The 20,632-nt window shown below is 57.5% G+C and carries 16 protein-coding genes and 1 pseudogene; 13 read left to right on the top strand and 4 right to left on the bottom strand.

The features are described 5' to 3' along the window. The first annotated feature begins 769 nt into the window (after positions 1-769). The 13 genes and pseudogenes from FHT29_RS32970 to FHT29_RS32910 all read left to right on the top strand — a co-directional run bounded on the left by FHT29_RS32970 (position 770) and on the right by FHT29_RS32910 (position 16,137). Positions 770-973: pseudogene (locus FHT29_RS32970) on the top strand (cold shock domain-containing protein). Positions 974-1,682: 709 nt separating this feature from the next. Beyond that, the gene (locus FHT29_RS32965; RefSeq protein ID WP_047560393.1) at positions 1,683-2,915 is read left to right on the top strand and encodes an HlyD family efflux transporter periplasmic adaptor subunit; all 1,233 of its coding nucleotides are present in this window, start codon (positions 1,683-1,685) and stop codon (positions 2,913-2,915) included. Next, positions 2,897-4,891, top strand: coding sequence for a glycosyltransferase (locus tag FHT29_RS32960; protein WP_047560390.1), 1,995 nt, complete (start codon positions 2,897-2,899; stop codon positions 4,889-4,891). The genes FHT29_RS32965 and FHT29_RS32960 overlap by 19 nt, the downstream gene beginning before the upstream one ends. A 542-nt stretch (positions 4,892-5,433) precedes the next feature. Then, positions 5,434-6,204, top strand: coding sequence for a glucose 1-dehydrogenase (locus tag FHT29_RS32955; RefSeq protein WP_047560498.1), 771 nt, complete (start codon positions 5,434-5,436; stop codon positions 6,202-6,204). A gap of 283 nt (positions 6,205-6,487) precedes the next feature. Continuing rightward, positions 6,488-7,816, top strand: coding sequence for a histidinol dehydrogenase (hisD, locus tag FHT29_RS32950; RefSeq protein WP_047560385.1), 1,329 nt, complete (start codon positions 6,488-6,490; stop codon positions 7,814-7,816). A 4-nt stretch (positions 7,817-7,820) separates the two neighbouring features. Further along, complete coding sequence (locus FHT29_RS32945) at positions 7,821-8,834, top strand: alcohol dehydrogenase catalytic domain-containing protein (RefSeq protein WP_047560382.1); 1,014 nt, start codon at positions 7,821-7,823, stop codon at positions 8,832-8,834. A 36-nt stretch (positions 8,835-8,870) separates the two neighbouring features. Next, complete coding sequence (gene hutC, locus FHT29_RS32940) at positions 8,871-9,602, top strand: histidine utilization repressor (protein ID WP_037199467.1); 732 nt, start codon at positions 8,871-8,873, stop codon at positions 9,600-9,602. 35 nt (positions 9,603-9,637) lie between these two features. Further along, entirely contained in the window at positions 9,638-10,927 is a 1,290-nt protein-coding gene (locus FHT29_RS32935; RefSeq protein ID WP_047560380.1) for a phosphotransferase, read from the top strand. A 3-nt stretch (positions 10,928-10,930) separates the two neighbouring features. Beyond that, entirely contained in the window at positions 10,931-12,076 is a 1,146-nt protein-coding gene (locus tag FHT29_RS32930; protein WP_047560377.1) for an alpha-hydroxy acid oxidase, read from the top strand. 132 nt (positions 12,077-12,208) lie between these two features. Continuing rightward, positions 12,209-13,225 carry an ABC transporter substrate-binding protein gene (locus FHT29_RS32925; RefSeq protein ID WP_047560374.1) on the top strand — a complete coding sequence of 339 codons (1,017 nt, stop codon included), beginning with the start codon at positions 12,209-12,211 and terminating at the stop codon, positions 13,223-13,225. A gap of 24 nt (positions 13,226-13,249) precedes the next feature. After that, the gene (locus FHT29_RS32920) at positions 13,250-14,110 is read left to right on the top strand and encodes an ABC transporter permease (protein WP_113102534.1); all 861 of its coding nucleotides are present in this window, start codon (positions 13,250-13,252) and stop codon (positions 14,108-14,110) included. A gap of 1 nt (position 14,111) precedes the next feature. Further along, entirely contained in the window at positions 14,112-14,894 is a 783-nt protein-coding gene (locus FHT29_RS32915; RefSeq protein WP_047560368.1) for an ABC transporter ATP-binding protein, read from the top strand. Between the two features lie 61 nt (positions 14,895-14,955). Then, positions 14,956-16,137 (top strand): amino acid aminotransferase, encoded by a 1,182-nt coding sequence (locus tag FHT29_RS32910; RefSeq protein ID WP_168601081.1) that lies wholly within the window; start codon positions 14,956-14,958, stop codon positions 16,135-16,137. A gap of 86 nt (positions 16,138-16,223) precedes the next feature. Here the strand turns inward: FHT29_RS32910 and FHT29_RS32905 are convergent, their stop codons facing one another. The 4 genes from FHT29_RS32905 to FHT29_RS32890 all read right to left on the bottom strand — a co-directional run bounded on the left by FHT29_RS32905 (position 16,224) and on the right by FHT29_RS32890 (position 20,504). After that, positions 16,224-17,186 carry a sugar-binding transcriptional regulator gene (locus tag FHT29_RS32905; RefSeq protein ID WP_168601080.1) on the bottom strand — a complete coding sequence of 321 codons (963 nt, stop codon included), beginning with the start codon at positions 17,184-17,186 and terminating at the stop codon, positions 16,224-16,226. 20 nt (positions 17,187-17,206) lie between these two features. Further along, on the bottom strand, positions 17,207-18,673 hold the full coding sequence (locus tag FHT29_RS32900; protein WP_168601079.1) for an FGGY-family carbohydrate kinase: 1,467 nt from the start codon (positions 18,671-18,673) through the stop codon (positions 17,207-17,209). A gap of 65 nt (positions 18,674-18,738) precedes the next feature. Then, the gene (locus tag FHT29_RS32895) at positions 18,739-19,695 is read right to left on the bottom strand and encodes a transketolase family protein (RefSeq protein ID WP_168601078.1); all 957 of its coding nucleotides are present in this window, start codon (positions 19,693-19,695) and stop codon (positions 18,739-18,741) included. After that, complete coding sequence (locus FHT29_RS32890; protein WP_037199479.1) at positions 19,695-20,504, bottom strand: transketolase; 810 nt, start codon at positions 20,502-20,504, stop codon at positions 19,695-19,697. The genes FHT29_RS32895 and FHT29_RS32890 overlap by 1 nt, the downstream gene beginning before the upstream one ends. Between the last annotated feature and the right edge of the window lie 128 nt (positions 20,505-20,632).

Here is a 20,632-nt window from a genome sequence, read left to right as displayed (position 1 = left end):
GCGCCGCCGCTATCGTCGATTGGCAAATTCCTGACCTTCATATCAGATCGCCGCAACGCCGCGAGGGGTCAAGTTTTATCGACGGGAGAAGCCCCGGTTTGGACTTCAGCAATCGCATGTGAGGCCTTTCGCAGGCAGATCATCGGACCAACGTCGGAGCAGGAGACGGACCGAAGCCCAATCACAGGCTTGCGTTATTGAAAGCGATTTCCCCCGGCCGATATAATTGCGAACATTCGGGGGCTTTGCCGATGCGCACGCGATGGTCCGGATCACGACGATGACTCTGCAAGATTGCAGGGCACAATAAGCGAATGTTCGTGCAATGGGTCCGATGGAAAGGGGTAGCACAATGACCCAAAACTGGAGGGTATTTCTAGCCAGGTCAGCACCGCCGGGCGCAATATTGGATTTCTCGGTCGCCGAATTCATGCTCGAGGTCGCTATCAATTTGCGATATTGCCTCAAGCTCGTCCAGCCGACACCGGAATGCATCGACTTGGCCGAACTCGTCTTGCTGCGTGCCAGACATTATAGCGAAACCAGGATGGGCGATAAATCACGACTGTTCACGGAGACAGAAGATGCACTTGCCCAGGCAACGAGGCTACTTGAGATTGAGCTTGAATACTGCTCGACACGAAGCGTGAAAAGCGCCTGCAATCCAGTCGCCTGAAATTTCCACCAAACTATCTTAGTTGGCAACCATTGATAGATCAAAAGATCACCGGGACGAGGACGGGAATCCAGGCAAAAAGAGGAAATTGCGATCCCAGCGGGCACTGTGAAATTTTTCAATGAAGATAAAACGGTTGGTTTTAATTGTCCCGCAAACAGTGGAATGGACGCATTTGTCCACGTTTCTGCTTTGTCGCAGGGAGGTTAGCTCCGTGAAGGTGAAAAGGTCGGCCATGAATTGGGTCACGATCGGAAGACCGGAAAGCCGAAAACCGAATACTTCAGCTTGCTTTGATGGCACGAACAGGACAACAGGCCCGGATTTCGCCTGTTTCCACTTGTATGCCGGCTAAACAGTCCAATCAACTTGAGCGGACTCGTCCTTTCACGTCATTCCGCTGGAACGATGAGGGCCACAAACGGCTGCTCTTGATAAGAGATTTGAACTCAGTATCGACCTGTGAGAGATATATAACATATTGATTTACAATAGATAATTATCCAAAATGCGTAGTTGGATCCTTCTCCGGTAGAAATCAACACCTGGGAACCGATCGCGTGGGGCTGCCGTATTTCATATATTGCAGGGCATGAGGCTCCCTCGCCAACTGAAAGACGATAGTTGCCCGCCTCATTACGGTGTCCCGGACCACCATCCCCAATAAAGGATTGCACATATTGCTTGCGTTCGAGTTTCCAAAAATTTCGCGATGCATGAATTTCGTTCAATGAATAATCGCGTTCAAGCCCCGGCTCTGCGGCTAATTTACAGTTCGGCAGATCAACATGCCTGCGCTCCTAGAGCGCAGGCAAGCTTTGCTTTGGACGAAGAAGAGCGACCAAAACATCCGTGGACCCATTTTTCGTTATCCATCTTTTGCGATAGCTGCTTGCTTGCTAATTTTCACTAGGCTAATTTACTAAAGGCTTAGTTGTACCTATTATCCTTGGCACTCGATTCGAAGGCGCCGATAGTTGTTAACGCGATATGTCTGTCTACCAATATGATCTGGAACCATCGCATTACACGAATCGCTGTCGGCCTGCTCTTGCTGGCGATTGCGATTATCGTCTCGTTGCCGGCAATCACTGGCTTCACCAGCCGTGATGGTACGGTCAATGCTCGCTTCGCTATCATCAATGCCCCTATCGACGGCATGATTACGGGTGAGCCGGCTAAAGTTGGCGCCCCTGTTAAAGAGGGCCAGACGCTCGCAGAAATCACCAATCAGCGCGTCAATCGTGCTATCCTTGCTTCGCTGGAAGCGGATCGCAACACAGCAAGCGACCGTGTAATCGCTCTGAAAAAGGAACGCGACGAGCTTTCCCAACTTCGCGGGCAGCTATCCAACCGGTTGGAGGTCTTCAAGCAAACCACGATTGCCAATCTGGAACGCGAGGTGGAAATCCTGCGAAAGAAAGTCGAGGTCTCGCAAGCGCAGGATCTTGCCGCACAGGTCGACCTGAACCGCCGGATGGACCTGGAGTCAAAAGGTATCCTCACGCAAAGGATGGTTGATGCGGCACGCGCCGCAGGGGCTGCGACCGGCGGCGAGGTGGAAATCAGCAATTTGACTGTCGACCAATTGCAACAGAGGCTCAATGCGCTTCGCCAGGGTATCTTTGTGTCCGGGGACGGGCAGAACGATGTGCCTTATTCGCGACAACGTGAAGACGAGGTCGTCGTCCGTATCAGCGACTTGAACTCACGCATAGCGGAAAATGAGACACGAGCCGCCGAGGTAGAAAAGCAGTTGATCGAAGAAGGCAGTCGCGTCAGCAGTCTCGAATCTGCAACAGCGACGGCGCCATTCGATGGTGTTGTCTGGGGCAGGAGCATCGTCAACGGCTCCAATATTGTGCTCAATAACGAGCTCGTGCGCCTCCTCGACTGCCGGGAGCTGTTTGTCGATATTCTTGTTCCCGAGGTCGACTATGACGAGATTTATCCGGGACTTGCAGCGCAGGTGCGCCTGTTCGGGCGGAGCGACGTCTTCAAGGGGGTAGTCACCTCGGTAAAGGGCAGCTCTGCAGGTGTCGAGAGCGATTCCTTCGCAGCCGGCTTACCGGAAACATCGCAGCGAAATGCCCGAATTCGGGTCCGCCTGGAGCCGTCCTTCATGAACGGCGACTTTGCGAATTTCTGCCAGGTGGGACGAACAGTCCAGGTCCGGTTTCCCAAACATAGCATCGGCTTGTCGAATTGGGTTAAAAACCTGTGGTTCAGTATCTTCTAGCACTCGCTCCGACCTTTGTTGTTTTGGCCCTTTTTCTCCTGGGACCATTCAATTGGTCGCGTCACCAGACCTGGACACGGGCGATCACCTGCGCTTTCGTCGGAACGATCGCGTTGCGCTATATGCTTTGGCGGCTGACGCAAACCGTTCTTCCCTACCCCTATGATGGCTTTAATTTCTATTGGGTCTGGTTTGTCTTCATCGTCGAGTTGCTGGCCTTTACGGAGGTCTTGCTTTTTCTGGTTCTGATGAGCCGCTATGTCGATCGCAGCGCCGAGGCCGACAGACTGGCGAAGAGCTTCTTCGCACGCGACGAGGCAGAACTACCCACGGTGGATGTCTTCATTCCCACCTACAACGAGCCGCTCGACGTGCTCGAAAGAACAATTGTCGGGGCGTTATCGCTCGATTATCCCGCCGACAAGCTGAAGGTATACGTTCTCGACGACCAGCGCCGCGACTGGCTCAAGCACTTTTGCGAAAAAAAGAAAGCAATCCACGTCACGCGCGGCGATAATTCGCACGCGAAAGCGGGCAATATGAACAACGGGTTGAAGGTGAGTTCCGGCGAATTCGTCGCCGTCTTCGACGCGGATTTTGTGCCCTACCGGCATTTTCTGCGCCGAACCCTGCCCTTCTTTTCCGATGAAAGCATCGGCATCGTCCAGACGCCACAACATTTTTTCAACGTCGATCCGGTGCAATCGAATCTGGGCCTGGAGAACATTTGGCCGGATGAGCAGCGCTTGTTTTTCGACGAAATCGCCCCCAGCAGAGATACCTGGGACGTCAGTTTTTGCTGCGGCTCTTGCTCGATCGCCCGCCGCAAGGCTGTCGATGCGATCGGCGGCTTTCCGACGGAATCGATCACGGAGGATTTGCTGACCACGCTGTCCATGCTCAACAAAGGCTACAAGACGCGCTACTTGAACGAACGCCTGTCGATGGGGCTGGCAGCGGAGAATCTCACTGGATATTTCGTGCAGCGCGAACGGTGGTGCCAAGGAGGCATTCAGACGCTCTATCTGCACAACGGCCCGCTACGCGGTCCGGGACTATCCCTATTCCAGCGGATCATGTTCCTGCCGGCCTCATGGCTGGTGCAATATCTCGTGCGCTTCATGATATTGATCGTGCCGATCGCCTATCTCTGGTTCGGTCTGCTGCCCCTCTATTTCACCGACATTGCCGACTATGTCTCTTACCAGGTGCCACTGCTGGCGGCCTATTTCCTTCTCATGCTGTGGATAACGCCGACGCGTTACCTGCCCATAATTTCAAGCGCGGTCGGAACCTTTGCAACATTCCGGATGCTGCCGACCGTCGTGTCAAGCTTGGTACAGCCATTCGGCAAGCCGTTCAGGGTGACGCCGAAGGGCAGCGGCAACGAAACCAACCATTTCGACAGATATAGCTTTGCCTGGATCGCGGGCCTGATTACCATCACCGCCATCGGCCTGCTAATCAATATCGTGCCGGAAACGACCAATGTTCAGGGCCAGTTTTCCCCGATCGCAGCCTTATGGGCGGGTATCAACATCGTCGTCCTGGCGATCGCCTCTCTCATCTGCTTTGAAAAGCCCCGGCGATTGTTTCATGCGTTCAAACTCGAGGAGAACGCCACAGTGGACGATGTCCCTGGCCAGGTCGTCAGTTTGGCACTGGACAAGGCAGTCGTCGCGGTGTCCCCCGAGGCCCGTTTTCAATCCAGCTCCGTCCTGCTGAAGCTAAACGGCTTCGCCCCGTTCAAAACAGAACTCAAACGGGTGACCCAACGGCGACGGAGCATCAGCCGCGGCGGCGATACGCAAGCTTACTATCTTCACCTGCATTTCGAACTCAGCGCAGCCGATCGCGACAGGATGATCGTGAAGCTCTATACCGGACAATATTCGCAGGACATTCGCGATATCGACAAGGTCGCCGTCTCGGTCAATCTTCTGCTGCGATCATTCGGGCGAACGCGCACATTATAGTCGAATTCTGACCCGATGGAGTCGATGGGCTGCCGCCGCAAAATGGCTTGTACATGAACAATTCTCTCGATCCGCGCGCAGTTCGTCAGCTGGACCAAAGCTTATGGTGGACGCGGTTCGGCCTCATACCGATAAGTTGCAGCAACGAAACGGTCGTCGCCGGCATGCGACCGTCACTTGACGCCGGCAACAAAGCGCCATCGAAAGTTGCCACCGAGAAAAGAAATATCCGTCGCCTTGAAGCGATCAGAACCTGCGATCACTATCTGAAATCCTGCGTCTTCATCTTGATCGCACCGATGTGAGGCTGAAAGCCATCGACAATCAGCCATTCGATCCGATCGGCAGATCCTGGGCAATCAATCTCAAACCCAATGATTGTCTCTGCGGCTGTCGATCGGGATTTCTGAGCGCAATGTCCTGTAGCAACTTTTGGCACGGCGCGTCTTTTAGACGCAAATAGGAATGTCTCTTTTTGTTAATACATGTATAGACATCATTGTTGAACGGTGGTTCTATCCTGCAAAAGCAAGGGGATCATCATGGCCAATACGATGTTTGATCTGGCAGGTAGAGTAGCAGTTGTGACCGGCGCGAGCCGTGGCATAGGCCAATGGATTACGCTGGCTCTTGCCGAAGCGGGTGCCGATGTCTGCGTTACGGCGCGCGATCAAAATTCGCTAAGCGAAACCAAAGAAAAGATCGAGGCCCTCGGCAGGACCTGCATCACGAGCGCCCAGGATGTGACAGACATCTCGTCCATCGACGAAACGCTAAGCAAGTTCGAAAGCATCACTGGCGCAGTCGATATCCTTGTCAACAACGCCGGCTATGAACAGGTATCCCCCTCGCTCGACGTCGACGAACAGCTCTGGGATAAGATTATCGGCACCAACCTCAAGGGTGCGTTCTTCTGGTCGCAGGGGGCGGCGCGCCGGATGTCACGCCAGCCTCGCGGCGGAAGCATCATCAATCTCTGCTCGCTTACCTCCTATGTCGGCATCCCGACCGCCGTGCCCTATGGCTCCTCGAAGTCTGGACTGCTTGGCATGACACGCGCGCTTTCGGCCGAATGGGCGCCGCTGGGCATCCGCGTGAATGCAGTCGCGCCGGGCTATTTCCGCACGGCGATGACTGAAGGCTTTTATCAGGACGAGGGTTGGTCGGCGAAAATGCTCGACAAGATTCCACAAAAGCGGTTCGGTGATGGTTCCGACATCGGAGGCGCCGTTATCTTCCTTGCGAGCGGCGCATCGGCCTACATTACTGGCCAATGTATCCCTGTCGACGGCGGTTTTTTAGCATCGATCTAAGCATGGAAATTCAAGCTTGACAGCATAGGAATGATGATGTTGTCTATAAATGTATAGACATCTATAGACAATAAAAACGGGAACGAAGTCTCAGACTTCCTGGGAATTTGTCGGATAGCCAAATCCGGCTTTCTCGCACGAATAGCTTGCAGGGTATCGCATCACCGGCCACCGATTTGCGGTGCGTTCCAGCATGACCTGCAGGCAACCTGGATCGTCGTGCCGTCAGCGCGCGAACGACTGCGGCTGTGTGCGCCTCCGTGCGCCAACAAGGGTATGAGCCATGACCAAAGTCAGCTTTCACGAATATTCCAATCTTGGACCGGATGAGAAGGCCATGCTCTTACGCCGATCCGAAACGGACATTTCCGGGTTCGTCGAGAAAGTGGCGCCGATCCTCGAGGCCGTGCGCACGGAAGGCGACCGGGCCGTCGCCCGCTTCGGCCGGGAGCTCGACAAGGCGGATATCACAGAAGCAACAATCAAGGTCACCGATGCCGAGTTCGATGCGGCGTTCAAGCTTGTCAGCGAGGACGTAATCGAAGCCATCACCTTCGGCATTCGGAATATCCGCCATTTCCATGAGGAACAGAAACCAGAAGCCATGTGGCTGAAGGAGATAAAGCCGGGCGCCTTCGCCGGCGACCGCTTCACTCCGATCAAGTCCGTTGCGCTCTATGTCCCGCGCGGCAAGGGTTCGTTTCCGTCCGTCACGATGATGACCTCTATCCCCGCCGTCGTTGCGGGCGTTCCGAACCTGGCGATCGTCACTCCCCCTGCGCCGGACGGTAGCGTGGACGCTGCAACGCTGGTCGCAGCGCGTCTGGCCGGCGTGGAAACTGTCTACAAGGTCGGCGGTGCTCAGGCGGTTGCAGCCGTCGCCTACGGGACAGAAACGATCAAGCCGGCGCTGAAGATCGTCGGGCCGGGAAGCCCTTGGGTGGTTGCAGCCAAACGGAGCCTGTCAGGCATCATCGATACGGGCCTGCCCGCTGGCCCTTCCGAAGCCATCATCTTTGCGGATGACACTGTCCATGGCGGCCTTGCAGCACTTGACCTGTTGATCGAGGCCGAGCACGGGCCGGACTCTTCCGCCTATCTCGTGACCTATAGCCGCCGCGTGGCCGAGGAAGCCCTCGCCGCGCTGCCCGAACACTGGGCGCGCATGACGGAACAGCGCGTCCAGTTCTCGAGCGCCGTCCTTTCAGGCAAATGCGGTGGGATCATTCTCACCTCCTCGGTCGAGCAAAGCTACGACTTCATCAATGCCTACGCGCCGGAGCATCTCGAACTCCTGTCGCAGGATCCCTTCGCTCATCTCGGACAGATCACCGAGGCCGCGGAAATCCTCATGGGTCCGCATACGCCCGTCAGCATCGCCAACTTCTGCCTCGGTCCAAACGCCGTGCTGCCGACGAGCCGGTGGGCGCGCACGTTCGGCCCGCTGTCGGTGACCGATTTTGTGAAGCGCAGTTCGATCGGCTATGTCACAGCGTCGGCCTATCCCGAGTTTGCAAAGCATGCCCACAAGCTCGCGGAATATGAAGGCTTCTCATCCCACGCGCATGCAGTCTCGGCGGTCCGCGACAACTATCTGCCAAAGCGGGGCTGACAGGATGAAGGCCGTCCGGCTTTACGACGCGTTTGATCTCAGGGTCGAGGAAGTCGACAGACCTCTGTCGCCGCCCAGGGGCTACGTGACGATCGATGTTCGCGCCGCGGGAATCTGCGGCTCGGACATTCACAACTACCGAACCGGCCAGTGGATCAGCAGACGTCCATCGACGGCGGGCCACGAATTCTGTGGGCGCGTTTCCGCAATTGGAGAGGGTGTCGAAGATCTCGCGATCGGTGATCTCGTCGCTGCTGACTCCCGCTTTTACTGTGGCCGATGTGAAGCATGTGGGTCAGGCCGGACCAATATCTGCGAACATCTCGGTTTCGTCGGCGAGGTATGCGACGGAGGGTTCGCGGGGCAGACCCAACTACCCGCCCGTCTCGTTCACAAGCACGACCCCTCCCTTGATCCTGCAGTGGCGGCCATGGCCGAACCTTTGGCCGTCGCGCTTCATGCGGTACGACGGCTCAATCCGCCCCAAGGCGAAGCGATTATTCTCATCGGCTGTGGGACGATAGGCGGTCTCTGCGGGTTGCTGCTTTCACATCTCCACGATGGAAAGCTGTTGTTTGCGGATTTGAATGGTAGTCGTGCCGAGATGGTGGCCCGCCTCTGCGGAGGCTCCGTGGTCGCGCTGGACAAATCGCAAGCAAGGACCGCTCTCGGCGACGCGCGACTCCGGTACGCAGTGGATGCAACGGGAAGCACAAAGGCCATCGCGCAAGCCATCGAACTTCTGGACGGGGGCGGCGCATTCGCTCTCGTGGGCATCAGCCACGGAAAGCTGTATCTGGATCCCAACCTCCTGGTCGAGCGCGAGATTTCCCTCGTTGGCTGCCACGCCTTTGAAGACGAACTCGCCGACGCCATCGCGCTGTTGCCAAAACTGCAGTCCTCACTTCTGCAATTCAGCGAGGTCCTGAGCTCGCTAGACGAAGTTCCCGATGCATACCACCGACTGATCGATGGTCGCTCAACCAAATTAAAAACGATCGTTCGAATAGCCGATTGATCAAGCAAACGCCTCGGCGTGAGACGGAGATAGAAATTGCCCGGTCTTTCAAACACCGCGCTACCGCTCTACGAAAAGGTCAAGGACTTCGTCCTCGACAACATCGGAAACGGCAATTGGCCACAGAATGAAAAGCTCCCGTCCGAGCATGAATTAACGTCTTCGCTCGGCGTTTCTCGCATGACGGTCCATCGCGCGCTTCGCGAACTGACAGCCGAAGGCTATCTGCGCAGGGTCCAGGGCGTCGGGACATTCGTCTCGCCTCCCAAGGCACAGTCGACCCTCATCGAGATCAGCAATATCATCACGGAGATCAAGGCCCGTGGAAGCCAACACCGCGCAGAGGTAATCTTGCTCGAACGGATCGAGCGGCCGGACCAAATGCTGTTGGACGCGTTTGAGTTCAGAAAGCTTTGCCCCGTCGATCATTCGATGGTCGTTCACTACGAGAATGGCGTCCCTGTTCAACTCGAGGAGCGTTACGTCAATACGGAACTCGTGAAGAACTATCTCGATCAGGATTTTACGTCCATCGGCACCTACGATTACCTTCAGCACAGTACACCGCTAACCGAAGTCGAGCATCTCATCAGTGCCATCCCGGCGACTGAGAGACATGCACGCCTCCTCCATATTCGTGAGCGCGACAGCTGTCTGGTTCTAAACCGAAAAACATGGACAGGGCAGACGATCGCAACGGTCAATACCTTCACCTATGTCGGCAGCCGCTATTCGCTTGGCAGCAGATACTTGCCGCCGAAGAAATGAACGGCCTTCGTGTCATTCCAGGAGTGAGAGAAATCATGGGGCAGCCCAACAGTCGGACCGCAGCCATCCGGGAGAAGGCCCAAAAACGCGACGGTGGCGCCGAGGCTATGCTTGCGGACCTGTTGCGAGATTTGTTTGGGATCGAAGCACGCGATCTGGCGATCAACCACGACCAATACAGCCTCAATTCGCTGAATGGCTTCTTCGAGGCCGACGGAAAGCCCTACTTCTTCAAATTCCATCAGGAGGAAAATGAGGAGGAGATGAGCGGTGAGTACTATCGTGCCGATATCCTTGCCAAGGCCGGCTTGCCGGTCGACCAACCACTTATGATGTCGACCCTTCCCGGCGAACAGATCCTCGTCTACAGGCGCAGGACGGATCCGCGCTTTTCCGATGTTCTGCGCGCGCTCGACGAGCTTCATGATGAGGAAATGGCACGCCAGGCCGTGGATGCGGAGCGCCGGCTCAATGAGACCGTCCTGTCCGTCTACCTGAAGACGCTGCATGCCGTCACGCCTAAGCAGGTTGCAAAGGAGCCGGTCCACCGGCTGTTCTACGACCGGTTGGTCACGGCCCCGGACGGAACCTACCCTGGTGGTCGGCTGGCGAGCTTTTACGTCGGCAAGGCGTTCGAACTTCCCGGCGTGACGCTTTCCTGGGACGCGCTCTCGAAAGCCCACTTTGTCATCAATGGCATTCAATACCGCAACACGCTTGGGGAGCTGTTCGACGCGGCGCATGAAAGACTGAACCCTGCCCATCTGGCGGATAATAGCGGGGTGACGGCACATGGCGACGCCCACAACGCCAATGTCTGGTTCGAAAAGCAGCAAGGGGGCGCGAGCCTTTCGTTCTTTGACCCCGCCTTTGCCGGCGAGCACATCCCGACGCTTCTCGCAGAGGTAAAGACGACCTTCCACAATATCCTCGCGCATCCCTACTGGCTCTATGATCCGGCTCTTGCCGAACAGAAATTCAATGCAACCGCCAGCTACGAGAACGGCCGTCTCTTTGCGGATTTCGATTGGACGCTAAGCCCGGTTCGAGCCGCGCTTCTAGAAACGAAGGCCGAAGCAATGTGGAAACCGTTGCTTGCCGCCCTCAAGCAGCGGGGCATGCTTCCTTCCGATTGGCGAAAGGTCGTCCGACTCGGACTTTTCCTCTGCCCGACACTCGTCATGAACCTGCGGGCCGATGCTACAAGCCACAATCCGACATCGTCCCTGATCGGTCTTTCAGTGGCGATGATGGTCGGCTCGGAGCCTGATGAGAGCGAGGACCTGATAACTCGCTTCCTCGCAGCGATAGATCCGGAGGGGTAGGTTGTGACGATTGTCAATATCGACGACCTCCGGCTGGCCGCGCGCCGGCGATTGCCGAAGCTCTTCTTCGATTACATCGACGGCGGCTCCTTTGCGGAGGAAACCTATCGTCGAAACAGAGATGATTTCTCGCTTTTGCGGCTACGTCAAAATGTTCTCAACGACTATGCCGAGCCTGATCTGTCGACCGAATATCTCGGACGACGACATCCTCTTCCCTTTATGCTGGGACCGGTCGGCTTCCTTGGTCTCTACACGAGAAACGGAGAACAAAAGGCAGCCATCGCCGCCCACGCTGCCGGCATGCCCTTCTGTCTTTCGACCTTCTCGATCGCGTCGCTGGCAGACCTCCGTAGCGCGACGGATGGCGCGTTGCACTTTCAGCTCTATGTGCTCGATGACCGCACGCTCTGCGAGGAGTTTCTGAGCGCTGCCGAAGAGGCCGATGTCGAGGCACTGTACGTGACCGTCGATACCGCCATCACCGCCATCCGCGAACGTGATGTGCGCAACGGTTTCCGATCCCTGACCCACATCACGCCGCGTCTGTTCGCAAGTCTCTGCCGAAAGCCCGCCTGGCTGTTCGACGTCGGTCGTGGCGGCATGCCCTCCGTTCGAGCGGTGGAGCATCGCACAGATTTCGGGAGGGGAGCGCTCGAACAGGCGGCCAATCTTTCCAGGCGCATCGACAAGAAGCTCGCTTGGAAGGACATCGAGGCATTGCGCGACCGGTGGAAAGGCAAGCTGGTCATCAAGGGTATTCTTTCGCCTGAGGATGCAACGAAAGCGCAAGCGGTCGGCGTCGACGGCATTGTGGTTTCGAACCATGGTGGCCGACAACTCGATGGCGCCATGAGCACGATCGCCGCGCTCCCCGACATCCGGTCCGCAGTCGGACCGGATTTTACGCTGATGCTCGACGGGGGCGTGCGAAGGGGAAGCGATATTGTCAAGGCAATCGGATTGGGCGCCGATGGTGTCATGCTGGGTCGAGCCTATACCTATGGTCTCGCAGCCGCCGGCCAGGCCGGGGTCGACCGTGCGATCGAGACGTTGCGCCGCGAGATCTCGATTACCTTGGCTTTGATGGGCGTCGGCTCGATCGCCGACCTAAAGGAGCGTGGCTCGCACCTCATACTCAAACAGTGACCGCTACCGCCGGCGAAAGGAGACAAACACTTCCATTCCATATTCGCCCACCATGACTTTGATTGGTGGCGTCAAACTTCACAAGATGAAAGCCGCATGATCCGCTAAAATCAACAAATAGAGGGGTTTCCAATGAACCACAAATCCATCAGCAAGCAGTTTTCCCGCGTAGCGATCGCGCTCGGGATCGTCGGTGTCCTCGCCATAGGGCAGGCTAGCGCTCAGGATCAGATTCCGTCCAAGCCGGAACCGGGCACCTTTAAGATCGGCATAGAGCCGTGGCTCGGTTACGGTCAGTGGCACGTCGCCGCCAGCAAGGACCTGTTCAAGAAAGCCGGCCTTGAAGATGTCGAGCTTGTCAACTTCAGCGAAGACAAGGACATCAACGCAGCACTTGCCAGCGGTCAGCTCGACGCTGCCAATATCGCCACGCACACCGCCATGGGCATGGTCGCCGCCGGCCTGCCGGTGAAGATCGTCTCGCTTCTTGATTTCAGCCTGAAGGCGGACGCGATTCTTGCCGGAAGCGACATTAAGAGCGTCGCTGACCTCAAGGGTAAGAACATTGCCTTCGAGGAAGGAACGACAAGCGACATCCTTCTGAACTACGCGCTTGCCAGCAACGGCATGACGATCGACGATGTCGTCCGCGTACCGATGCCGGCGGCTGATGCGGGAACGGCACTGATTGCAGGCCGTGTCCCCGTCGCTGTCACCTACGAGCCCTATATTTCAACGGCGCTGGCCCAGGACAAGAATATCAAGCTGCTTTTTGAAGCCGGCAAGGATCCGGGCCTTGTCTCCGACGTCCTCGTCGTTCGCGAGGAGGTGCTGAAGCAGAAGCCAGGGCAGGTTCTGGCCATGATCAAGGCCTGGGATGCGGCTCTGGCCGATTACAAGGCTAAGACCGAAGAGGACCGCGTCATCATCTCCAAGGCCGTGGGCGCCGCCCCGGATGATCTGAAAACCGCCTTCGACGGCGTTCAGTATTATTCCTCTGCCGAAGCCGCCAAGGCCTTTGCCGGTGACTTCAAGACCAAGACCTTCGCCGACGTTCTGAAGGCAGCCAAAAAGGCCGGCCTCGTGACCCAGGACGTTTCCGCCGACAGCATGATCGACACATCCTTTGTCGATGCAGCGAACAAGTGACCTTTGGCCACCAACGGGACCGTAATGTCTAGCTCAGAATTGTCGTCGACATCCAAGGAAAGACCCCGCGCGCAATCGCGCGCGGGCGTCGGTAGACCACCCAGTGCCTTTCGGATCGGGGATCCGATCAGCGGCCAGTCGTTTCTACTGATTGCAGTTGCCGTTTTTGCCCTGCTGTTTGCCGTGTGGTGGGTTGCTACCATCACCGGTTGGGTGAAGCCGATTTTCCTGCCCTCGCCCGGAGCAGTGTGGGCCAAGATGATGGAACTGGCGATCGACGGCACGCTGTGGACCGATGCCGGCATCAGTATCTATCGTATGCTCGTCGGCTTTCTGATTGCATCGGCGCTGGCGATCCCGATTGGGATCATGATCGGCTGTTTCAAGACCTGGGAAGCGGCCATCGAGCCCTTCGTCGACTTCGTCCGCTATATGCCTGTCGTCGCTTTTGTTCCGCTCACCATTCTGTGGGCCGGAACAAGCGATATCCAAAAATTCGTCATCATCTTTATCGGAACCTTCTTCCAGCAGGTGCTGATGGTTATGGACAGCGTCAAGCGCGTTCCAACCGACTTCGTAGGACTAGGCCGCACGCTCGGCATGTCGGAGACAAAGATCCTGCGCCGCATTGTCCTGCCGTCAGCCCTCCCCGGCATCTGGGACACGCTGCGTATCAGCCTTGGCTGGGCCTGGACCTGGCTTGTGCTGGCAGAACTTGTCGCGGCGACATCAGGCCTCGGCTATCGCATCGTTGTCTCGCAGCGATATTTCCAGACGCAGACGATCATTGGTTATATCCTGCTCCTTGGCCTACTCGGTCTGATCACAGACCAGAGCATGAAGGCCCTCGAGCGTGTCTTCTTCCGTTACGCTTCGAGGCATTGAGATGAGCGAACCCAAACTCAAGATCGAGGGCCTCAACAAGTGGTACGGTGGTAGGAAAAGCACCGTCCATGCCCTTAGCAATATCGACCTGGAACTCGCCGACAACGAGTTCGTCTCGTTGGTCGGTGCTTCCGGCTGCGGCAAAAGTACGCTGCTGTCGATCGTCGCCGGACTTCAGGGCTTCGATAATGGCGTTCTTCTGACGGATGGTGCGCCGATCGTCGGCCCCGGGCTCGATCGCGGCGTTGTCTTCCAATCCTACACGCTGCTGCCGTGGCTAACCGCACAGCAGAATGTCGAATTCGCCCTGCAGGCGGCCGGGCTGCCGAATGCCGAGTGCCGGGATGTCGCCCGTCATCACATCGAACTTGTAAAACTCACCAAATTCGCTGATGCATTCCCCTCGCAACTCTCGGGCGGCATGAAGCAGCGCGTCGCCATTGCGCGTGCCCTTTCTTACCGCCCGAAAATGCTATTGATGGATGAGCCGTTCGGCGCGCTGGACGCTCTGACCCGTCACCAGATGCAGGAACTGCTGACCCAGATCTGGGAAGAGCATCGGCTAACGGTTCTCTTTGTCACCCATGACGTCGAAGAAGCTGTCTATCTATCCGACCGTATCGTGGCAATGAGCATCAATCCAGGACGCATCAACGCGACCTTCCACGTCGGGCTTTCCCGTCCGCGAAACCAGGACATGATTTCCACGTCGGAATTCGTTGCCCTTCAAAAGCAGGTTCTTGCCGCGATCCGCGCCGGATCGCAAACTGAGTTGGAGCATTGATTCAGCCAATGCGAGGCGGCTGAATCAGCTCTGCATTTGATCTCAATTCAAAGGAAAAACGATGTTCGAAACCCTCACAGCCGCCCCGCCGGACAAAATTCTCAGCCTCTCGATTCTCTACAAGAACGACGAGCGGCCGACGAAAATGGATCTCGGTGTCGGCGTCTACAAGGATTCCCAGGGTGCGACCGTCATCATGCGGGCCGTGCGTCACGCCGAGAAGCGCCTTTATAAAAGCCAGACGACCAAGACCTATGTCGGCATGGCGGGCGATGAAGGTTTCAACAAGGCCATGTTGAAGCTGGTTTTTGGCGAGAAGGCCGATCTCTCGCGCATGTTCGCGTGCCAGACAACGGGCGGCTCGGGCGCACTCCGAACGATCGCCGACCTGCTCGCAAAGGCTCGACCTGACGCCATCGTCTGGCTCTCCGACCCAACCTGGGTGAATCATGTTCCGATCCTGAAGGCTGCAGGCTTCAAAACCGCGACCTATCCCTATTTCGATCCAGCCAGCGGCACGCTGAAGACCGATGCCATGCTCGCGGGTTTGAAGCAGGCGAAGGCCGGCGACATCGTCCTCCTGCACGGCTGCTGCCACAACCCGACCGGCGCCAATCTGACGATCGAGCAGTGGGGTCCGGTCGTAGATCTTCTCATCGAACGCGACCTTTTCCCCTTCATCGATCTTGCCTATCAAGGCTTCGGCGACGGTCTGGAGGAAGACGCCGCCGCCGTTCGCCTGCTCGCAAGCAGGGTGCCGGAAATGGCTGTCGCCACCTCCTGCTCGAAAAACTTTTCGGTCTACCGCGACCGCGTCGGCGCCGTCATCCTGATGGGCAAGGACACAGAAAGCGTAAAGATCGCCGGCAGCCAGGCGCTAGCGACCACTCGCGTGCTGTATTCCATGCCGCCGGATCATGCCGCCGCCGCCGTCCGTATTGTCCTCGAGGACGATGAACTGCGCGCCGACTGGAAGTCCGAACTCGAAGCCATGCGACTCCGTATGCTCAATCTGCGCAAGGGCTTTGCCGAAGCACTCCGTCGCCAGTCCAACTCCTCGCGTTTCGACTTCATCGCCGACCACCGGGGTATGTTCTCGCGCCTCGGCCTCACCGAAGCGCAGGTCGATCGCCTGCGAGACGAGTTCGGGATTTATATGGTCAGCGATTCTCGCTTCAACGTCGCAGGCCTCAGAGAGGATAGGCTCGACGACCTCGCCAGGGCCGTGGTTGCCGTGCTCTGAGTTAATTTGAAGCAAATGACAGGCCGGAGCGCGCAAATTGCGCGTCTCTGTGTATCGCGGCACAGATCCATCGCATAAGCCTGAGCTCAGGGATTGGGTTGATCGATCAATCGTTGGGCAGTGAACTTGTCCGTCACCAGCATGTCGATCACCCCAACCCGTAAAGCGCCAGCAATGGCAGCAGCCTTCTTAGCGCCTCCGGCGAGCGCTATGACGCGGCCAACTTTTTTAAGATCCTCAAGCGGAAGTCCGATCACCCGCTCGTCCAAGGGGGTCTTCACCGGCCGGCCATTTGCATCGAAGAAACGCAATGAGATATCACCGACGGCCCCTGCCTCGGCAAGATCGGCGAGTTCGCGCGAGGAAAAGATGTTGCCGGATCGCGCCAGCAACTCGGACGGTTCAACTGCACCGATGCCGACGATCGCAAGCGTAATGCTGCCGAAAAGGTCCATGGTCTCGCGAACAAAGGGATCGGCGAGCATCAAAAGCTTGGCCTCACGCGAACTCGTTAATCCTTGAACCGGAAGCAGCTTCGGCTCGGCACCGGTCAATCGCGCAAGTCTCGTCGTCAACTGCGTTGCATGGGTCTGGACGGACGGATCACCCATTCCCCCTAGCGTTTGAACAACGTATTTGACCTGGGCACTTTTCTGCGGATGGATGTTTTCGACCATCTTGAAGATCGTCTGGCTCCAGCTCGACACGCCGATGATCTCGCCTGGTGCGAGCGTGACTTCGAGCAAATGGGCGGCGGCTTCGCCGATCCGGGCCATGATGGCCGCATCGCGGTCTTCGGTACATTCGACGACCACGGCTTCAGGCAGGCCGTATTTCTCTCGAAGCACGCTTTCGAGCTCGCTATAGGTTCCTGCAGGCGGGATGACGCTCGTTCGAACGATGTCTTCCGCCTCGGCACGTTTCAGCATTCGCGAAACGGTTGCCTGTGACAGACGAAGGTGATCGGCGATCTCTGCCTGCCGCCGCTTCTCAATGTGATACATCTGAGCGACTCTCGAGATCAGGCGGAGTTCGTGCAAGCGGGCCATATCGGTTCCAGTGTGAATTTTTATTCACATTTAACTGGTGTGGACCGCAACGTCGAGCGCGACAATGCATCATTCCACGTGTTCAGCAATGCCGATCGGTCGGTGGCTTCCGGCGAGATGATGTGCGTGCTCCGAGGCAAGTCGGAAATGACGCCGAGATCACGCCACATACCAATGGAGAGGCCGGCAAGATAGGCGGCGCCGAGAGCCGATGCCTCGGGGGCCTCGCATTGGATGACGGCATGCTCGACAAGATTGGACACGCACTGCATCAAAAAACGGTTCTGGCTCGGGCCGCCGTCGACATAGAGGGCTCCAAGTTCGCCACCACTTTGTGCCCGCATCGCTGCGATCACGTCATGTACCTGTAAGGCGATGGAATCGGTCACGGAACGCGCCATCTGCGCGCGCGTGGTGCTGAAGTTGATGTGCGAAAACAGGGCGCGCGCGTCGGAATTCCAATATGGCGCGCCAAGGCCAACGAAAGCCGGCACGAAGCCAGGTCCACCAGCCTCTGCGGTTGCCGCGAGTTCGACAAGCGCGCCGACATCCGCAAGACCCAGGATGTTCGCCATCCACGGCAGGCTCGCGGCCGACACCAGTATATTGCCTTCGAATGCATAGGTCGGCCGGCCGCCAAGGCGCCAGGCGATCGTGGTGGTGATGCCATTGCGCGGCGCTATGAATGCCGGAAGCGTGGTCATGACCGAGGAGCCCGTTCCAAACGTGATCTTGCCGTCGCCTGGCGTAAAGGCACCATGGCCAAACAGGGCCGCATGACTGTCGCCGATCGCAGAACGTATTGGGGTTCCATCGGGTACCCCTGCAAATCCAAGGGTGGTGCCGAAATCCGCCGAACTGTCCAGAACCTCCGGCAAGAACGACGTATCGACGCCGAAAATCGCGCCCAGTTCGTCGCTCCAGGTCTGTGTCTTCAGGTCGAACAACTGGCTTCGCGCAGCGTTGGAGGCATCGCAAACATGTCGACGCCCGCCGGTCATGCAGTGGATGAGCCAACTGTCGATCGTACCCAGCCGTACCCCGCGGCCGCTCTCCAGGCGATCCAGCAGCCAACGGAATTTCGGACCCGGAAACATCGGGTCAAGTGGAAGGCCGGTCAGGGCTTGGACGCGATCAAAGTGCCCTTCGGTGATGAGGCGTTCGCAATCAGTTGCCGTGCGCCTGCACTGCCAGCTTAAAACTGGCCCGAGGGCTTCTCCGATGTCCGCGTCCCAGGCGGTCACCGACTCGCGCTGATTGGAGATTGCCACTGCCTCGATGGAAATGCCTGGCATCGTTTCCAGACAGGCATTGACGGCCTCGCAAACGGAAGCAAAGAGCCTGTTCGGATCCTGTTCGACCCAGCCGGGCTTTGGATAGGAAATACCCACCGCTGCGGAGCCTCGGGCCACCACATCCCCGCCTTCAGACACCAGAACTGCCTTGGAGTTGGTGGTGCCCTGGTCGATGGCCAGAATTGCTCGCATCGTCATCTCCTCGAAACGAACGGCTGGGGCGGATACGCGCCCCGGCTCATGAAGCTGCTATCAGATTATTTGCGTTTGATCAGTGCCTGCGCGGCGTCGGCGATCGCCTTTGGAGACATACCGAACTCGTCGAGAAGGAACTCGGCGGAACCGGTCGGGGCAAAAATGCCTGGAACGCCCAATCTCTTCATTGGCACAGGCGCGTAGTCAACCACGACTTCCGCAACCGCAGAGCCCAGCCCGCCAAAGATCGAATGCTCTTCCGCCGTCACAATCGCGCCGGTTTCCCTGGCCGCAGCAATGATTGCCGCTTCGTCGATCGGTCGGACGGTCGCAAGATTGAGCACCCGCGCGTCGATACCGCGCTCGTTCAGAATCTCCGCCGCTTTGACGATACGGTGGGTCAATGTGCCGTTTGCGATGAGCGTGACGTCGGAGCCCTCGCGCAAAACGTTGGCCCTGCCCAGTTCGAATATGTGACCCTCAGGCAAGAGATCGGGTACGCCCACACGCGACAGACGCAGGAAGCATGGCCCACTATAGGTCGCGGCCCACTCGACGGCGGCGGCAGTCTCGATTCGGTCACAGGGCGCAATCACCGGGAGGTTCGGCAGAACCCGCGTCCACGCGAAATCCTCGATCGAATGATGGGTTGGGCCAAGTTCGCCATAGGCCATTCCCGACGAAATGCCGACAAGCTTCACATTGGCGTTCGAGTAGGAGATATCGGCCTTGATCTGTTCGAGCGATCGGCCGGTCAGAAACGGCGCGGCAGCGCAGACATAGGGCAATCGGCCGCCATTGGCGAGGCCTGCGGCCACCCCGACCATATTCTGTTCGGCGATGCCAACATTGACAAGGCGACCGGGAAACTTCGACTTGAAGCCGCTAAGTTTTGACGAACCAACGGAGTCATTGCAAACGGCGACGATGGTTTCGTCCTGCGTGGCAAGCCGCTCGAGGGTGGCTGCGAAAGCATCGCGGCAGTCGTGCAACCTGGGTGTATTTACGGGCCCGTTCATCAAAGTGCCTCCGACAGTTCTGCCAATGCGATTTCGTATTGCTCCTTGTTCGGAACCTTGTGATGCCAATCGACGGTATCCTGCATGAAGGAGATGCCATGCCCCTTGTTAGTGTGGGCGACGATGCAGTGTGGATGGTCGCCGCGGCTTTCAAGCGCCGGAACGATCTCATGCATGTTGTTGCCGTCGATTTCCGTGACGCGCCATCCGAAGGCTTCGAGCTTCGGCCGAAGCGGGGCAACGTCGTTGGTGTCCGATAGCGCAGCCCCCTGCTGAAACCGGTTATGGTCGATGACCAGCGTAAGATTGTCCAGACGGAACTGGTGTGCTGCCATAATGGCTTCCCAGTTCGACCCTTCCTGCATTTCGCCGTCGCCAGTGATCACATAGGTATGGTAGCCGGCTCCTGACAATTTCGCCGCTTTCGCCATCCCGACAGCTACGGGAAGACCGTGCCCAAGAGGGCCGGTATTGGTCTCCACACCAGGGACCTTGTTGCAGTTGGGATGACCGTTCAGCCGGGAGTGCGGCTGTAGGAAGGTATGGATCTCATCCTCCGGGATGAATCCTCGCTTGGCCAGTGTGACATAGAGCGCGCAGGCGGTGTGCCCCTTCGAAAGCACGAAACGGTCGCGATCGGGATTTTTCGGCTGGTCCGGCCAGATACGCAAAACGCGAAAGTAGAGCGCGGTCAAAAGGTCGATGACCGACATCTCGCCACCGATATGGCCGGCGCCCGCTTCGTACACAGCCTGAAGGTCGCGCAGACGTATCTGGCGGGCGATCCGTTCAAGGTCCGATGGCTCCATCACTGTCTCCTGCATAATTATTCACATAGTTATATTTTTGCATACAAAGCGTATTAGTCAAGCCCTCCACACCCCAGTCCAACGCAGCTGATGCTCCACAGACCGGTTGACAGCGCCTCACCGGCTTG

The organism is Rhizobium sp. SG741, from assembly GCF_012275435.1.
Taxonomy (GTDB): Bacteria; Pseudomonadota; Alphaproteobacteria; order Rhizobiales; family Rhizobiaceae; genus Rhizobium; species Rhizobium lusitanum.
Note: the sequence above shows the minus strand (reverse complement) of the source record. Positions and strands in the feature narration are given on the sequence as shown.

What these genes read in the sequence shown, in the direction of transcription:
- FHT29_RS32965 (WP_047560393.1), top strand. Translation starts at nt 1,683, where the DNA reads ATGATCTGGAACCATCGCATTACACGAATCGCTGTCGGCCTGCTCTTG.
- FHT29_RS32955 (WP_047560498.1), top strand. Translation starts at nt 5,434, where the DNA reads ATGGCCAATACGATGTTTGATCTGGCAGGTAGAGTAGCAGTTGTGACC.
- hisD (WP_047560385.1), top strand. Translation starts at nt 6,488, where the DNA reads ATGACCAAAGTCAGCTTTCACGAATATTCCAATCTTGGACCGGATGAG.
- FHT29_RS32945 (WP_047560382.1), top strand. Translation starts at nt 7,821, where the DNA reads ATGAAGGCCGTCCGGCTTTACGACGCGTTTGATCTCAGGGTCGAGGAA.
- FHT29_RS32935 (WP_047560380.1), top strand. Translation starts at nt 9,638, where the DNA reads ATGGGGCAGCCCAACAGTCGGACCGCAGCCATCCGGGAGAAGGCCCAA.
- FHT29_RS32925 (WP_047560374.1), top strand. Translation starts at nt 12,209, where the DNA reads ATGAACCACAAATCCATCAGCAAGCAGTTTTCCCGCGTAGCGATCGCG.
- FHT29_RS32920 (WP_113102534.1), top strand. Translation starts at nt 13,250, where the DNA reads ATGTCTAGCTCAGAATTGTCGTCGACATCCAAGGAAAGACCCCGCGCG.
- FHT29_RS32915 (WP_047560368.1), top strand. Translation starts at nt 14,112, where the DNA reads ATGAGCGAACCCAAACTCAAGATCGAGGGCCTCAACAAGTGGTACGGT.
- FHT29_RS32910 (WP_168601081.1), top strand. Translation starts at nt 14,956, where the DNA reads ATGTTCGAAACCCTCACAGCCGCCCCGCCGGACAAAATTCTCAGCCTC.
- FHT29_RS32905 (WP_168601080.1), bottom strand. Translation starts at nt 17,186, where the DNA reads ATGGCCCGCTTGCACGAACTCCGCCTGATCTCGAGAGTCGCTCAGATG.
- FHT29_RS32900 (WP_168601079.1), bottom strand. Translation starts at nt 18,673, where the DNA reads ATGCGAGCAATTCTGGCCATCGACCAGGGCACCACCAACTCCAAGGCA.
- FHT29_RS32895 (WP_168601078.1), bottom strand. Translation starts at nt 19,695, where the DNA reads ATGAACGGGCCCGTAAATACACCCAGGTTGCACGACTGCCGCGATGCT.
- FHT29_RS32890 (WP_037199479.1), bottom strand. Translation starts at nt 20,504, where the DNA reads ATGGAGCCATCGGACCTTGAACGGATCGCCCGCCAGATACGTCTGCGC.